This window comes from Chromatium okenii, from assembly GCF_002958735.1.
GTDB classification, from domain to species: Bacteria; Pseudomonadota; Gammaproteobacteria; order Chromatiales; family Chromatiaceae; genus Chromatium; species Chromatium okenii_A.
Genome location: NZ_PPGH01000023.1, coordinates 1 through 13,211 on the forward strand (window position 1 = coordinate 1; position 13,211 = coordinate 13,211).

Genomic DNA, 13,211 nt, shown 5'->3' on the forward strand with positions numbered 1-13,211 from the left:
GAACGGTTGACAGCGTTTTATGCGCCACAGGCAGCACAATACGACGCTTTTCGGGAACGTTTGCTGCACGGACGCGCTGATTTGATGGAGCGATTAGCGCCGCTGCCGGGCGCGAGCGTGCTGGAATTTGGGCGCGGGCACGGGGCGGAATGTGGAGTTTTTCGGCGAACGGCTGGCGCAGTTGGGCGCAGTGGAATTGGTGGATTTATGTCCGGCATTGCTGGCGCTGGCGCGACAACGCACCGCCAGTTTGCCGAATGTACGGGTGATTGAAGCGGATGCAGTGACGTATCAATCCGCGCAACTTTGATGTGATTTATTTTTCGTATGCGCTGACGATGATTCCGAACTGGGAAGGTGCGCTACACAAACGCGCTGGCGCTGCTCAAACCGGGCGGGAAATTGGGCGTGGTGGATTTTTATGTCTCAGAAGCGCAACCGGCGGCGGGTTTGGTGGCGCCACGCGCTGCGTTGACGCGCTGGTGGTGGCCGCGTTGGTTTGGTCACGATGGCGTTCATTTACACGCGCAATTGAATACATTGCGGCAGTTATTACCAATCACGAATTGAGTGAACATCGTGCTCCCGTGCCGTATTTGCCGGGAGTGCGCGTGCCGTATTATGTGTTTTGGGGGAAAGCCTAATAACAGCGCTATATTTGTTTAATACACGCAACGCTTTAGGATCGACCAATGCAAATGAGCATCACGTTCGATAAAGCTGTTTGCCGGACAGTCAGCAGTGAGATTCGCAAAACCTACTCCGCTATCATCATCAGTAATGCTGCAAATCGTCATCTTTATTCTGCACCATCGTCTACCGAATCACTACCAACCGACACCGATGTTAAGGCGGTTTTCAATTCGTCTCCGCTAATTTTGCCACACAAATAATTGTTCACTTTACAAGCGATGTTGTGATTAATTGCTAAACCGTTGAGCATATTGCGTGTTAAGGGTTTTAGGAATGACAAACCACGTTGGATAACCACTTGACAGAGGATTGCCACTGTTGCCCCAAAACCAACGAATGCCCAAGCGCGGTCGTCCATCCCAATCCAGTGCCACGATAGCCCAGCGTTGATCTACATCTTTGTAAACAACCACATAGGGCCACCAACACTATGGCGCGGAGATTGGATTTTAAGAATATCAACGTCTTTTAATGAACAAGCGTTACCATACATGTCTTTATCTCCTATACATTTATCAAGAATTCTTGCCACTCAATTCATTATCAAGCAGCGGGATTCAAATCATCCTCGGGTCACGCTGTGCAGCATAACTTAACCGATGCTACTACATAATGCAACGCTATTAACCAAAAAATAGGCAGCATTCGCAAGCGCTACCCTATAAATAGGATCACTACCCACTTGGTTATATGTTACTGTCCGATGTGCCACAAATACATATCAAATACTCTCTCTTGAAACCAAGGCTGCATTGATATGTTTTGGACGTATTTTGGATTAGCAATTTTTTGATCGCAAGAGTATTCGAAACACTACTTAGCTTGGCGCATATAGTGGCGATTGCTTTGCTATGTGCGCAGTATTCGTTTCGCCATGCTGTATAAAACCCCGATAAATCCCCATCATCAGTTTTTAATGCTTTACGTGCTTGAGAGTCATAAATGATGATTGGGTCACGTATTTTTAGCCACAGCAATTTGGTAGTGATTGAAAGAACACATCTACCGCCATACGCTCTGGAGAGTTCATCTTGAACCTTTTTGATCGACTCCACAGTGTCAACCGAGAAATCAGAAGCGATCACCTCGTCAATGATTTTTATAACCGGTTCATACCTCGCGTAGCCAATATCTTCATCGTATTCTTTTGGTAAATTTCGGGCAACTTTATAGTAAGTCGCCGCTTGCTTAATAAAAACCAGTTTTTCTTCGTGAGTCCCATTATTCAGTGATTCATGGTAAAGCCGATCATGTGTCAACCACATGTTGAGGTAATACAGGGAAAAGTATTCCAGTGAATGTTTCATTTTTTGCTCTGTCACCATGCTGTAGCTTGATCTCAAAACTGACGTATCAATCAAACTTAATTTTTATCAAAAATCATAGTGTCTCAATACTCAATCCCAGTGCCAATTTATTTTTATTCATCTTGCATTACTGGATGCGCCAACATTTTGAACCCTGTTTAGAGAATGCGCTGCGTTTTACGATTTTGCAGCGCGTAAATAAATGCGCAGATCCTGCCGCTCAAGGTTGAAAATTTCAAACAGAATTCTGAGATAATCGCGGAATTGATTGGCAGCCGCATTCACTGCGTAAATCTTGCGGGCTACGACTAAAACTGACGCTGCCCGTCGTGTCTTAAATAACAAAAAAAGCCCCGCTGTCACAATACCGACAGCGGGGCTTTTTAATGTCAAGCGACTACACTTCTAATTGTAACCGCAGTTTTTTCATTGCATTTTTTCAATCTGGCGAATACGCTCCGCCGACACGCCAAACTGATCGGCTAATTCGTGCAATGTCTGCTTTTTCTCCGCCAGCCAGCGTTCTTGCAAAATCGTTTTACTGCGTTCATCCAAACCTTCTAATGCGTAATGCAAGCGATCATGTTGATCGCGTTCACTGTCTTCGTATTCGAGCATTCGCGCTGGCTCCATGCGCAAATCAGGAAGATAAGTGGAAGGCGCTGAAGGCGCATCATCGTCGTCATCTTCTAATCCATCAAAAGATAAATCCTGATTTGATAACCGCGATTCCATTTGCAATACAGTTTCTGGTTTTACACCCAAATCTGCGGCAACTTCATCAACTTCCTGTTTCGTAAACCAACCGAGGCGTTTTTTTGAACTGCGCAAATTAAAAAACAATTTGCGTTGCGCTTTGGTGGTGGCAATTTTTACAATGCGCCAATTGCGCAAAATGTATTCGTGAATCTCGGCACGAATCCAATGCACAGCAAATGAAACGCACACCCATATCCGGCTCGAAACGGCGTACTGCTTTAATTAAACCAACTGTTCCTTCTTGAATTAAATCCGGCAGCGGCAATCCATAGCCGAGATAACCCGCGCAATCCGAATCACAAAACGCAAATGCGAAGTGACCAACCGCCGCGCCGCCAGCATGTCGTTGTGATCGCGCACCTGCACAGCCAGCGATTTTTCTTCTTCCGGTGTCAGCATCGGAATCTGATATGCGCTGTTGATATACGCTTCAATCGTGCCAGTCGGCATGAGGGAAAAAGTCTTTAGCCATGTTCCAGTTCCTGTCTCAGAGGTTGTGTCTGACTAAAATCCTACCAATATAGTAGGACATTTGCCAGATATTTTTTTCTCAGTTAATCAAACCGATAGTGTTTTTCAACGGCTTCGAGCACGTCCCAAGTGCATGACAGCCCAGCCGGAAAAGTAATCAAATCGCCGCGCCCAAAGGTTTCCGGTTCGCCACCATTCGGCGTGACCGTGAAGCGCCCACGCAGCACATAACAGGTTTCAGTGCGGTCGTAATGCCACGCAAACTGCGCCGGTTCTTTTTTCCACATCGGCCAGCCATCAATGCCCATCACTTCCAGTTTTGCGGGCGAGGGTTTGTGTTCACAGCGAATCGTTAAATCATTCATATTGCATTAGTTCTCATCTTGATGATTGACAGTGGTGATAGCGTAAATGCTGCAAACATTCAGGTCGTTACAATCCAATCGCGTAACGCCTAAAATTGCCGCTGCATTTTCAATGACGATTGTTAACTTTGGAGTGATTTATGGCGGTTTGTGCTTGTGGTTCTGGTCGTGAGTTTGATGAATGCTGCGCCCCTTTTCTCGCTGGTGCACCTGCGCCAACGGCAGAGGCGAATGCGTTCGCGCTACACCGCCTACGCCGTTGGACAGTTAGACCATTTGGAACGCACAGATGCGCCCGAAGCGCGTGATGAATTTAATCGTGCTGATGCCGAGCGCACTGCGGCGGAAACACGTGGTTGGGCTTGAAAGTGGTGCGCGTTATTGACGGCGGTGTCGATGATCAAACAGGACAAGTGGAATTTATCTTTCGTTATCAACAACACGGCAAAATTCATGCCAGCATGAATTGTCGCAATTCCGCCGCGAAGACGGCATCTGGCTGTATGAAAGCAGCGAGATGAATCCGAAATCGCCGCCAGTGCGTGTTGCCAAAATCAACCGCAATGATCCTTGCACCTGCGGTTTCGGGCAAGAAATATAAAAAATGCTGCGGTGCGGCTTAATTCGGTGAAAGTGCAACGTTCGACTGCACCAGCATCGGAACAACATTTTGCCTGCACCGGCTGCGGCAAATGTTGTCACGGTTGGCTGCCGTTGACAGTGGCGGATGCGTTTGCGAATGCCGGACGTTTTCCGCTGGCGCTGGTGTGGACGCCAGTGCCGGAAGTGAGTCGCGCCTTTGATTTGACTGCGCAATTGGGCACGGTGGTGCAGATTGCGAAACGTAAACGGGTTGCCGTGTTGATTGCGCCGACCGCATATCTGCCGCCATCGTTTCCCTGTCCGGCGCTCTCGCCAGAAATCGCTGCGCCATTCAGGCGGAAAAACCGCTGCGGTGTCGCACCATGCCGTTTTATCCGTATCGCCGCGCCGCCGATCAAGCCGATTGCTGCTGCCGCGCAAAGGTTGGAAGTGCGACATTTCGCGACTGCGCCGCTGGTGTATCAGCAGCGCAAAATCGTTGATCGCAGCGATTTTGATGTCGAACGCTGCCTGCTCGCAGAAGCGCCGATGTTGCGCACCTACGCAGACACCACGTTGAAACACTATCCAACGGTGCTGGCGCAGTTGCTGAAAGCGGCGCAGAACCCAGCAGCAGGGCGGTTTATCGTGGGTTTTGCGTCGTTGCTGCGCTGGCACAAAGCGTTTGATCCCGTCACGTTTGCCCAAGCCCAGCATCCAGTGCTCTGCGCCTTTGCCGAGCGCACCGCCGCCGATCCCACGCTGGCGATCTATCACCGTTATTACCAAGAGGCGGCGGCAGAATTGGCGTGGTTTACCAACGCCGATCCGCCTTGACCGAGCGAATGCTCAATTTTTTACCCGTCCGGCGGAGTAGCGCCGGTATCACTTTTCTAATGAATACAGCGAGTAAGTTAGCAATGCGCACGCATTATTGTGGAGAATTAACCGCCAGCCACGACGCACAAACGGTCGTGTTATGCGGCTGGGTGCAGCGCCGCCGCGATCACGGTGGCGTGATTTTTATTGATTTGCGCGACCGCGAAGGTTTGGTGCAGATCGTGTTTGATCCCGACCGCGCCGAGGTCTTTCACCGCGCCGAGCAAGTGCGCAGCGAATATGTGTTGAAAATCACCGGCACGGTGCGCCCGCGTCCGGCTGGCACCGTCAACGCCGAGTTGCCGACCGGCGCGATTGAAATTCTGGGGCTGGAGTTGGAAGTGCTCAACAGCTCGGAAACGCCGCCAATTCAATTAGATACACACGCTGCCGATGCGTCGGAAGAGCTGCGGCTGCGTTATCGGTATCTCGATTTGCGGCGTCCCGAAATGCAAAACCGGCTGCGGACGCGGGCGCAAGTGACGCAGCAATGCGCAACTATTTGGATCGCAACGGTTTTCTGGATATTGAGACGCCGATTCTCACCAAATCGACGCCCGAAGGTGCGCGGGATTATCTCGTGCCCAGCCGCACCCATCCCGGCGAATTCTTCGCGCTGCCGCAATCGCCCCAATTATTCAAGCAGTTACTGATGATGGCGGGCATGGATCGCTATTATCAGGTCGCTCGCTGTTTCCGCGATGAAGACCTCCGCGCTGATCGCCAGCCCGAATTTACCCAGCTCGACATCGAAGTTTCGTTTATGGACGAAGACGCGCTGATGACGCTGATGGAGACGATGATCCGCGAGCTGTTTTGCGACGTGCTCGCGCGTGACGTTGCCCGATCCGCTGCCGCGTTTAACCTATCAGGAGGCGATGCGCCGCTTTGGTTCGGATCGTCCCGATTTGCGTGTGCCGCTGGAATTGATTGATCTAGCGGATTTAATGCAAGACGTTGATTTTCAAGTTTTTGCCGCGCCAGCCAAAGACCCGAATGGGCGCGTGGTCGCGCTGCGTTTACCGAAGGGCGGCGAATTAACCCGCAAAGAAATCGACGCTTACACCAATTTGTCGGCATTTACGGCGCAAAAGGGCTGGCATATATCAAGGTCAACGCTTGGGCGGAGAAAGGGCGCGACGGGTTGCAATCGCCGATTGTCAAGAATCTGCCCCGCGGCGCTCGCCGGCATCATGGAACGCACGGGCGCAGTGGACGGCGATTTGATTTTCTTTGGCGCAGATAAAACCAACGTCGTCAACGAATCCATCGGCGCGTTGCGGGTCAAGCTGGGGCAAGAGCGCGGCTTGATGAGCGAGGGCTGGCAGCCGCTGTGGGTGACTGATTTCCCGATGTTTGAACACGATCCCGCCAATCAACGCTGGGTCGCGCTGCATCATCCGTTCACTGCGCCGAAGGTCGATCAAATTGATCAATTGGAGCGCGATCCGGGCGCGTGTCTGTCGCGGGCTTACGACATGGTTTTGAATGGCACGGAAATCGGCGGCGGTTCCATTCGTATTCACAGCGCCGCGATGCAGCAACAGGTTTTCAAACTGCTGGCGATCAGCGAGGAACAGGCGGAAGACCGTTTTGGTTTCTTATTGAAAGCATTGAAGTTTGGCTGCCCTCCGCACGGCGGCATGGCGTTTGGGCTGGATCGGCTGGTGATGTTGATGACCGGCGCGACTTCAATCCGCGACGTGATGGCGTTCCCGAAAACCCAAACGGCTGCCTGTTTGTTGACGATGCGCCGTCGGCAGTGGACGAAGCGCAGTTGAAAGAGCTGGCGCTGCGGCTGCGGACTCGCGCTTGAACGACGCGCCGCTTACCGTGCCAAAGTTCAAACGCGCTCAATCAGTGCTCGTGGTGATTTGCACCCGCAGCGGCGAATTTTTGCTGCTGCGGCGGAGTGCGCCCGGCGGGATTTTGGCAATCGGTAACGGGCAGTTTAGAACGCGGTGAATTGCCGCGTTTAGCCGCAGCGCGAGAAGTGTATGAAGAAACTGGTTTACGCGTTGGCGGCGGGTTAATTGATTTGCGGCATTCAGTGTTATTTCCGATTATTCCGGTGTGGCGCAGTCGTTATGCGCCAAACGTCCGGTTTAATCGTGAATACTGGTTTGCGCTGATATTAAATGAACGGCGAACCATTCAACTCAGTGCGCGGAACATTTAGAATATCGCTGGCTGCCGGCAGCGGCGCTGCGCAATTAACTGGCTCATGGAGTAATCGGCAGGCGATTTGTAAAATGGTAGGATTGAATCACTCAAAGTTTGAGTTGCCAGCCTAGCGATTTATACCACATGCAAATGAACGATATTCAATCAAAAGCTATATCACTACTCAATCGCTGTGAGCGCCGTGATGATGGTAGCAGTGTTCATCTCGTTATTTGGAAATTGCCAACAGCACTTTTACCTTGTCAGCATCATTTCAAGTACCGATTAGCATACATTGTGAATGGGATTTGCGTTGTTCGTTATGACAACGAACGTGGCAAAGGAGACCATCGACACGTTAATGGACAAGAAGAAAGTTATCTTTTTTCAACACCAGAACAACTGATTCGGGATTTCCGAGCAGACATACTAAGGTGGAAACCATGAAAGCAATTATTGAAGTAGCACCTTTTGGTGCAGTATTTGATGCAGCACTTGCTGATCTCGCTGCTGGTGGCAATCCTAACTATATTTTGAGCTTTAACTCAGTAGAAACGCTATTTAGTGACATCACGCCAGCACGGTTAGAACTGATTAACCTGCTGGCACGGATTGGATGTTGCAGCGTGATAAAACTAGCGCAAATGACTCAACGCGATGAAGCAATCATACATGCTGACGTAACGCGGTTAATTGAACTTGGTTTGATTGAACAACAAGATGATACCAACATTGGCGTACCTTTTGAGACATTAGAAATTCACATGACATTGGCACATGCGGCGTAAAGGATTGACAGTCAACCCAACTGATACGGAAGCAGCGCAATGAATCAGGATATTCGTTGGAAACAACGGTTTGATAACTACAGCAAGGCTTTGAACGAACTGAAAGAAAGCCGAGAACTGACAGAAAATAGACCACTCAGCAAATTAGAAAAGCAGGGCGTGATTCAAGGATTTGAATACACGCACGAGCTGGCTTGGAATCTGATAAAGGATTATCTTGAATTTCAGGGGCATGTTGGTTTAATTGGTTCGCGTGATACACACGAGAAGCATTTAAGCGTAAAATCATTACAAATGGCGAGCTGTGGATGGAGATGATTCAATCCAGAAATCTCACTTCTCATGCCTATGATCGCGCCATTGCCGAGCGGATTTATGCGGCGATTTTTCCGCGCTTTTACCCTGAATTTGCAGAGCTTTATCAGTATTTTCTAGCGCGTGTGACTGAGGAACACTAATGGAATTTGGTTTATCAGAAAACGTCTGTGCAATAGTGCGCACAATTTTGAATCAATATCCCGCAGTGCAAAAGGCGGTGATTTATGGTTCTCGCGCTAAAGGCAATTACCACAACGGTTCAGATATTGATTTAACGCTGTTGGGAGATGCGTTGGATTATGACACGCTGTCGGCAATTGCTTGGGCATTGGATGATTCAGATATTCCTCATACTGTTGATTTATCGTTATTTGAGACTATCGAAAACCCGGCGCTGCGTGAGCATATTCACCGGGTTGGGATGGTCTTTTATGAACGCGAATAACCTTTTTGCATGTTCAAACCGCTATTTTTCAAACTGAAGTCAAGTTGATTTAATGCTGTTGTGTCGATTCTGGGAAATGCAAAACGCCGGCTGCGTATAACCGTTTTGCTGCATGATATTCCGCATCATTCATTTGAAGCCGACCACTTCGCGCAAACGCACTGCGTCACGATCACCTTGGTCAATTGCCAACGAGAGCCAATAATGTGCTTGTGCTAAATCAATGCTAACGCCGCGCCCTTCAGCGCAAATTAAACCCATTGCATATTGCGCATTGATTTCGCCACGTTCGCGGCAGCACGAATCGGTGCAACTTTGCTGGGATCATTCCGAAATAACACTAAATCTTTAAGATAATTGCTATTGCTCATGGCATGTTCCGTATTTAATGTGAATGCTCTGGTTTATCGCGCCAGCCGACTGCTTAAATTGCGATCAAATTTCTTTATTACTACCGATTCGAGAGGCTTTTTATGTCCCTGATTGAACCCTTTGCTGGTTTACGTCCTGCGCCCGGTCGCGCCGCTGACATCGCCGCGCCGCCGTATGACGTGATGAATGCTGCCGAAGCGCGGCGCATGGTGGAAGGTCGCCCGTGGAGTTTTCTGCACATTTCGCGCCCGGAAGTGGATTTACCGGAAGGCATTGATCCGTATAGCCCAACGGTGTACGCGAAGGCGCAGGAAAATCTGCAAACGATGCTGGCGGAAGGTGTGCTCATCCGCGATTCCTCGCCGTGTTATTACGTCTATCGCTTGACGATGGGCACACATCAGCAAACGGGTTTGGTCACCAGCGCCTCGGTCGCGGCCTATGACGCCGACCGCATTAAAAAGCACGAGTTCACGCGCCCAGTAAAAGAAGATGATCGCGTCCGCCAAATTGAGGCACTCAACGCGCAAACTGGGCCGGTATTTCTCGTTTATCGCGCCACCGCTGCAATTGATGACGTGCTCGCCGCTGTCAGCGCCAATCCTGCCGAAGTGGATTTGACTGCTGCTGACGGCGTGCGCCATGAATTGTGGACAATCAGTGATGCCGCGCAGATCGCGCAATTAACCGCGCATTTGACGCGCTTGAAGCACTTTACGTTGCTGACGGTCATCATCGTTCTGCTGCTGCATCACGCGTTGCAGCAGCGCGACGCGCCGCGAATCCGGTTGAAGCGACTGCGCATCAGGGTTTTCTGGCAGTGATTTTCCCGCACGACCAGATGCAGATTCTCGATTACAACCGCGTGATCAAAGATTTGCACGGGATGACCGTTGACGGTCTGATGAATCATCTGGCGGTCGCGTTTGCCATCGAAGCAGCGCACGCCAGTCAAACCGACACGCCCGACCGAATTTGGAATGTATCTGGCTGGGCATTGGTATCGGTTGACGCTCGACCCAGCGCGAATTCCCCACGACGATCCGGTAGCGCGGCTTGATGTCAGTCTGCTGCAAGACAACGTGATTGCGCCGCTGTTTGGCATTCACGATCCGCGCCGCGATGATCGCATTGATTTTATTGGCGGAATTCGTGGTTTGGAGGCGCTGGTGAAGCGGGTTGATTCCGGTGAAATGGCAGTGGCGTTTGCGCTGCATCCGACTGGCATGGCGGATTTAATGGCGGTGGCAGATGCAGGTGAAGTGATGCCGCCAAAATCGACGTGGTTTGAGCCGAAATTGGCGGACGGTTTGGTGTCGCTGGTGTTGGATTAAATCCAACTTTATTCACAAAGTGGTAATGACTTCATCAATAGGGTTGTAAAGACTTTTATCCTTTAGTTATAAAGGATTAAGAAATTATCACCCTACTGACAGGATCACTACCCACTGTTTAATTAAATTCATGCGCCAGCATCGCTATTTAGGAATCACGCCATGACCCCCAAAACGTTTCAAGCCCTTGCTGCACAAGGTTATAACCGCATTCCCATTGCTTGCGAAATACTCGCTGATCTCGATACGCCATTGAGCGTTTATCTCAAACTCGCTGCTGCGCCGTATTCATATCTATTTGAATCGGTGCAAGGTGGTGAGAAATGGGGGCGCTATTCAATCATTGGTTTACCGTGCCGGACGTTAATTCGGATTCATGGCACCACCATTCAGATTGAACGCGATGGGCAAGTAATTAACACCATTATTGCGTCCGATCCGCTGGCGTGGATTGATGCTTATCAGCAGCAGTTTCAAGTTGCCGAAGTCGCGGGTTTGCCGCGCTTCACCGGCGGGCTGGTGGGCTATTTCGGCTACGACACCATTCGCTACATCGAACCGAAATTGGCGCAGTGTCCGAATCCCGATCTGCTTGAAAATCCAGATATTTTGCTGATGGTGTCCGATGAAGTGGTAGTGTTCGACAACCTGAGCGGACGGCTGCACATCATCGTGCATCTTGATCCGACGGCTGGCGATACGCTGGAGGCTGGCGAGGCGCGATTGGCAGAATTAACCGCTCGAATGCGCGAAGCAGTGCCGCACCAACCCAGCGCCAACGCCCGCGATGTCCATGAAGCGGATTTTATCTCCGGTTTTACGGAGGATGGATTCAAACAAGCAGTTGATAAAATTAAGGAATACATCAGCGCCGGTGATTGTATGCAGGTCGTACTGTCGCAGCGGCTGTCCATTCCGTTTACTGCTGCACCGTTGGATTTATATCGGGCGCTGCGCGGACTTAACCCCTCGCCATATATGTATTTTCTCGATCTCGGCGGCTTTCAAATCGTCGGTTCATCGCCGGAAATTTTGACGCGCTTGGAAGATGGCATCGTCACGGTGCGCCGATTGCTGGGACGCGGCGGCGCGGTCATACCGAGGCGGAAGATCAGGTGCTCGAAGCGGAATTGCTTGCCGATCCAAAAGAACGCGCCGAGCATTTAATGCTGATTGATTTGGGACGCAATGACACTGGCGCGTCGCGGAAATTGGTAGTGTGCGGTTGACCGATAAAATGATTGTTGAACGCTATTCACATGTCATGCACATTGTGTCTAATGTGAATTGGCACATTAAAAGATGGAATGACTGCAATTGACGTATTGCGAGCAACTTTTCCGGCAGGAACAGTGTCTGGTGCACCGAAAATTCGCGCAATGGAAATCATCGACGAATTGGAGCCGGTTAAACGCGGTATTTATTCCGGCGCAGTCGGTTATTTAGCATGGAATGGTAATATGGATACGGCAATTGCCATTCGCACTGCGGTTTCAAAACGGAATGCTGCATATTCAAGCTGGCGCTGGAATTGTTGCGGATTCAGTGCCGGAATCAGAATGGCAGGAAACGTTGAATAAAGGACGGCAATTTTCCGCGCTGTGACTGCGGCTGAAGTCGGAATTGATCGTTACGGCTGTGGATTAAAAAAGGTCTAAATTGATAGCACTTTTAATGCTTTAAGGCTTATCTGGATACACACTATGCCGATTTATGAATACCGTTGTGAAAACTGTGGCGAGGCGCTGGAAAAGATTCAAAAAATCAGCGATCCGCTATTGATTGATTGTCCGAACTGTGGCCAGCCCACATTGAAAAAACAACTGTCTGCTGCCGGTTTTCGGCTCAAAGGCGGCGGTTGGTATGAAACGGATTTCAAAAAGAACAACCAGAAAAATCTTCACGACAGCGGCGATAAAACTGCTACTGCTCCGGCGAAAACTGAGAGCGCCAGCACTGCGCCAGCTGCTGCGCCAACACCGCCGAAGCCAGCCGCTTAATTCTGTTCTGCTGCGATCCACTCATAAATCTCAATTGATGCTGGATCGCAGCTACAGCAACCGCCCGCGCAGGGCGTATTTGCTGGCAATTTGCGTACTCTTCCGCGTCGTTCTAACAGTTCCAACATTCCGCGCAATGCTTCTGGTTCGATGTCGAAATGACTGGCTAGATCGCGCAGCGCAGCGCGTTGGTTGTCGTGTAAATAGCGCAAAAGTTCAGAAATCAGCATTGTTCTTCACCTCCAGCGCCAGCAGATCGCCAACGTCATAAGTTGAAAGCTGAAACCGCCACGGATGTTCGCCATCACGCAGCACGTAATCTGCGCTGTCTTTCAATTGCGATAACCGATAAACCCGTTTGCGACCATCCGCCAGCGTCAGCGTGAACTGGCGCGATGACTGCGTTTCATCAGCGAAATCGTCTGCCGTCAAACCTTGCGATAAGTGAGATTCGCCAAGCGCGTCACCAGTGATTTGGCTTGTTCCTGATTCACCGTCGCTGCGTTGCCATCAAAACGCCAGCCCGCTCCGTCTTTCACCAGCGTCCAATCCGTACTTTCGATCCGTACCAATTGCGCCAGCGGCACTTGCAGCAGCGTCGAATCAAACCAATCCTCGCGCCGATTCGACACGTCAGACAGCGCCAGCGTCAACTCGTACACTGCGGCATCCGTTGCTGGTCGCGCCAACAGCCGCCGAAATCCCGGCGCATCTCCAATTAATAACGTTGCCACT

21 protein-coding genes and 4 pseudogenes are annotated in these 13,211 nt (G+C 50.4%); 17 read left to right on the forward strand and 8 right to left on the reverse strand.

What is annotated here, in order from left to right:
• The first annotated feature begins 151 nt into the window (after positions 1-151).
• Both CXB77_RS23580 and CXB77_RS20235 read left to right on the forward strand, forming a co-directional pair.
• Complete coding sequence (locus CXB77_RS23580; RefSeq protein ID WP_347338059.1) at positions 152-310, forward strand: class I SAM-dependent methyltransferase; 159 nt, start codon at positions 152-154, stop codon at positions 308-310.
• A gap of 47 nt (positions 311-357) precedes the next feature.
• Positions 358-570 (forward strand): hypothetical protein, encoded by a 213-nt coding sequence (locus tag CXB77_RS20235; protein ID WP_197711004.1) that lies wholly within the window; start codon positions 358-360, stop codon positions 568-570.
• Positions 571-920: 350 nt separating this feature from the next.
• Here CXB77_RS20235 and CXB77_RS19050 read toward each other — a convergent pair whose 3' ends face one another.
• From CXB77_RS19050 to CXB77_RS04875, 4 genes and pseudogenes are all read right to left on the reverse strand, one after another.
• Positions 921-1,106, reverse strand: a complete 186-nt coding sequence (locus CXB77_RS19050) for a hypothetical protein (RefSeq protein WP_146108691.1) — start codon at positions 1,104-1,106, stop codon at positions 921-923.
• A 273-nt stretch (positions 1,107-1,379) separates the two neighbouring features.
• Positions 1,380-2,000, reverse strand: coding sequence for a hypothetical protein (locus tag CXB77_RS04860; RefSeq protein ID WP_146108692.1), 621 nt, complete (start codon positions 1,998-2,000; stop codon positions 1,380-1,382).
• Positions 2,001-2,397: 397 nt separating this feature from the next.
• Positions 2,398-3,209 (reverse strand): annotated as a pseudogene (rpoH, locus tag CXB77_RS04870) (RNA polymerase sigma factor RpoH).
• Positions 3,210-3,313: 104 nt separating this feature from the next.
• The gene (locus CXB77_RS04875; protein ID WP_105073025.1) at positions 3,314-3,595 is read right to left on the reverse strand and encodes a cupin domain-containing protein; all 282 of its coding nucleotides are present in this window, start codon (positions 3,593-3,595) and stop codon (positions 3,314-3,316) included.
• A 177-nt stretch (positions 3,596-3,772) separates the two neighbouring features.
• Here CXB77_RS04875 and CXB77_RS21260 point away from each other — a divergent pair, with 177 nt between their 5' ends.
• The 12 genes and pseudogenes from CXB77_RS21260 to CXB77_RS04915 all read left to right on the forward strand — a co-directional run bounded on the left by CXB77_RS21260 (position 3,773) and on the right by CXB77_RS04915 (position 8,770).
• Positions 3,773-3,961: a YchJ family metal-binding protein gene (locus CXB77_RS21260; protein WP_242445467.1), complete on the forward strand. Its 189-nt coding sequence runs from the start codon at positions 3,773-3,775 to the stop codon at positions 3,959-3,961.
• A complete protein-coding gene (locus CXB77_RS20250) occupies positions 3,952-4,116 on the forward strand; it encodes a hypothetical protein (protein WP_197711008.1) in 165 nt (54 codons plus the stop codon). The genes CXB77_RS21260 and CXB77_RS20250 overlap by 10 nt, the downstream gene beginning before the upstream one ends.
• A 106-nt stretch (positions 4,117-4,222) precedes the next feature.
• On the forward strand, positions 4,223-5,014 hold the full coding sequence (locus CXB77_RS04885; protein ID WP_197711009.1) for a hypothetical protein: 792 nt from the start codon (positions 4,223-4,225) through the stop codon (positions 5,012-5,014).
• Between the two features lie 83 nt (positions 5,015-5,097).
• Positions 5,098-5,709 carry an OB-fold nucleic acid binding domain-containing protein gene (locus tag CXB77_RS21265; RefSeq protein ID WP_242445468.1) on the forward strand — a complete coding sequence of 204 codons (612 nt, stop codon included), beginning with the start codon at positions 5,098-5,100 and terminating at the stop codon, positions 5,707-5,709.
• Positions 5,595-5,990 (forward strand): amino acid--tRNA ligase-related protein, encoded by a 396-nt coding sequence (locus tag CXB77_RS22900; protein ID WP_277949352.1) that lies wholly within the window; start codon positions 5,595-5,597, stop codon positions 5,988-5,990. Before CXB77_RS21265 ends, CXB77_RS22900 begins: the two co-directional genes overlap by 115 nt.
• The gene (locus CXB77_RS04890) at positions 5,890-6,837 is read left to right on the forward strand and encodes an amino acid--tRNA ligase-related protein (protein ID WP_277949351.1); all 948 of its coding nucleotides are present in this window, start codon (positions 5,890-5,892) and stop codon (positions 6,835-6,837) included. Before CXB77_RS22900 ends, CXB77_RS04890 begins: the two co-directional genes overlap by 101 nt.
• 31 nt (positions 6,838-6,868) lie before the next feature.
• On the forward strand, positions 6,869-7,021 hold the full coding sequence (locus CXB77_RS23585; RefSeq protein WP_347338057.1) for a hypothetical protein: 153 nt from the start codon (positions 6,869-6,871) through the stop codon (positions 7,019-7,021).
• 1 nt (position 7,022) lies between these two features.
• The gene (locus CXB77_RS23590) at positions 7,023-7,235 is read left to right on the forward strand and encodes a hypothetical protein (protein WP_347338058.1); all 213 of its coding nucleotides are present in this window, start codon (positions 7,023-7,025) and stop codon (positions 7,233-7,235) included.
• Positions 7,236-7,369: 134 nt separating this feature from the next.
• Positions 7,370-7,666, forward strand: a complete 297-nt coding sequence (locus tag CXB77_RS04900; RefSeq protein WP_105073032.1) for a toxin-antitoxin system TumE family protein — start codon at positions 7,370-7,372, stop codon at positions 7,664-7,666.
• A complete protein-coding gene (locus CXB77_RS04905) occupies positions 7,663-8,007 on the forward strand; it encodes a transcriptional regulator (RefSeq protein WP_105073026.1) in 345 nt (114 codons plus the stop codon). The genes CXB77_RS04900 and CXB77_RS04905 overlap by 4 nt, the downstream gene beginning before the upstream one ends.
• Positions 8,008-8,046: 39 nt before the next feature.
• Positions 8,047-8,465, forward strand: a pseudogene (locus CXB77_RS04910) (nucleotidyltransferase substrate binding protein).
• Positions 8,465-8,770 carry a nucleotidyltransferase domain-containing protein gene (locus CXB77_RS04915; RefSeq protein WP_105073027.1) on the forward strand — a complete coding sequence of 102 codons (306 nt, stop codon included), beginning with the start codon at positions 8,465-8,467 and terminating at the stop codon, positions 8,768-8,770. The pseudogene CXB77_RS04910 and the gene CXB77_RS04915 overlap by 1 nt, the downstream one beginning before the upstream one ends.
• Positions 8,771-8,899: 129 nt before the next feature.
• On the opposite strand, the gene CXB77_RS21270 is transcribed toward CXB77_RS04915, so the two are convergent.
• Positions 8,900-9,031 carry a hypothetical protein gene (locus tag CXB77_RS21270; protein WP_242445469.1) on the reverse strand — a complete coding sequence of 44 codons (132 nt, stop codon included), beginning with the start codon at positions 9,029-9,031 and terminating at the stop codon, positions 8,900-8,902.
• Between the two features lie 212 nt (positions 9,032-9,243).
• On the opposite strand from CXB77_RS21270, the pseudogene CXB77_RS04925 reads away from it, so the two are divergent.
• The 3 genes and pseudogenes from CXB77_RS04925 (at position 9,244) to CXB77_RS04935 (ending at position 12,476) form a co-directional block, all read left to right on the forward strand.
• Positions 9,244-10,476: pseudogene (locus tag CXB77_RS04925) on the forward strand (DUF1015 domain-containing protein).
• A 162-nt stretch (positions 10,477-10,638) separates the two neighbouring features.
• Positions 10,639-12,081, forward strand: a pseudogene (locus CXB77_RS04930) (anthranilate synthase component I family protein).
• A gap of 98 nt (positions 12,082-12,179) precedes the next feature.
• Complete coding sequence (locus CXB77_RS04935; protein ID WP_105073028.1) at positions 12,180-12,476, forward strand: FmdB family zinc ribbon protein; 297 nt, start codon at positions 12,180-12,182, stop codon at positions 12,474-12,476.
• On the opposite strand, the gene CXB77_RS04940 is transcribed toward CXB77_RS04935, so the two are convergent.
• The 3 genes from CXB77_RS04940 to CXB77_RS04950 form a co-directional block, all read right to left on the reverse strand.
• Positions 12,473-12,706, reverse strand: coding sequence for a FeoC-like transcriptional regulator (locus CXB77_RS04940; protein ID WP_105073029.1), 234 nt, complete (start codon positions 12,704-12,706; stop codon positions 12,473-12,475). The genes CXB77_RS04935 and CXB77_RS04940 overlap by 4 nt on opposite strands.
• Positions 12,693-12,908: a hypothetical protein gene (locus tag CXB77_RS04945; protein ID WP_105073030.1), complete on the reverse strand. Its 216-nt coding sequence runs from the start codon at positions 12,906-12,908 to the stop codon at positions 12,693-12,695. Before CXB77_RS04945 ends, CXB77_RS04940 begins: the two co-directional genes overlap by 14 nt.
• The coding region (locus CXB77_RS04950) for a DUF4340 domain-containing protein (protein ID WP_172452535.1) at positions 12,905-13,211 on the reverse strand (307 nt) is incomplete at its 5' end. The genes CXB77_RS04945 and CXB77_RS04950, both read right to left, overlap by 4 nt.

Bases quoted from the DNA above. Each gene is read 5' to 3' on its own strand.
- CXB77_RS04860 (WP_146108692.1), bottom strand. From the start codon at position 2,000: ATGAAACATTCACTGGAATACTTTTCCCTGTATTACCTCAACATGTGG.
- CXB77_RS04875 (WP_105073025.1), bottom strand. From the start codon at position 3,595: ATGAATGATTTAACGATTCGCTGTGAACACAAACCCTCGCCCGCAAAA.
- CXB77_RS21260 (WP_242445467.1), top strand. From the start codon at position 3,773: ATGAATGCTGCGCCCCTTTTCTCGCTGGTGCACCTGCGCCAACGGCAG.
- CXB77_RS21265 (WP_242445468.1), top strand. From the start codon at position 5,098: ATGCGCACGCATTATTGTGGAGAATTAACCGCCAGCCACGACGCACAA.
- CXB77_RS04900 (WP_105073032.1), top strand. From the start codon at position 7,370: ATGAACGATATTCAATCAAAAGCTATATCACTACTCAATCGCTGTGAG.
- CXB77_RS04905 (WP_105073026.1), top strand. From the start codon at position 7,663: ATGAAAGCAATTATTGAAGTAGCACCTTTTGGTGCAGTATTTGATGCA.
- CXB77_RS04915 (WP_105073027.1), top strand. From the start codon at position 8,465: ATGGAATTTGGTTTATCAGAAAACGTCTGTGCAATAGTGCGCACAATT.
- CXB77_RS21270 (WP_242445469.1), bottom strand. From the start codon at position 9,031: ATGGGTTTAATTTGCGCTGAAGGGCGCGGCGTTAGCATTGATTTAGCA.
- CXB77_RS04935 (WP_105073028.1), top strand. From the start codon at position 12,180: ATGCCGATTTATGAATACCGTTGTGAAAACTGTGGCGAGGCGCTGGAA.
- CXB77_RS04940 (WP_105073029.1), bottom strand. From the start codon at position 12,706: ATGCTGATTTCTGAACTTTTGCGCTATTTACACGACAACCAACGCGCT.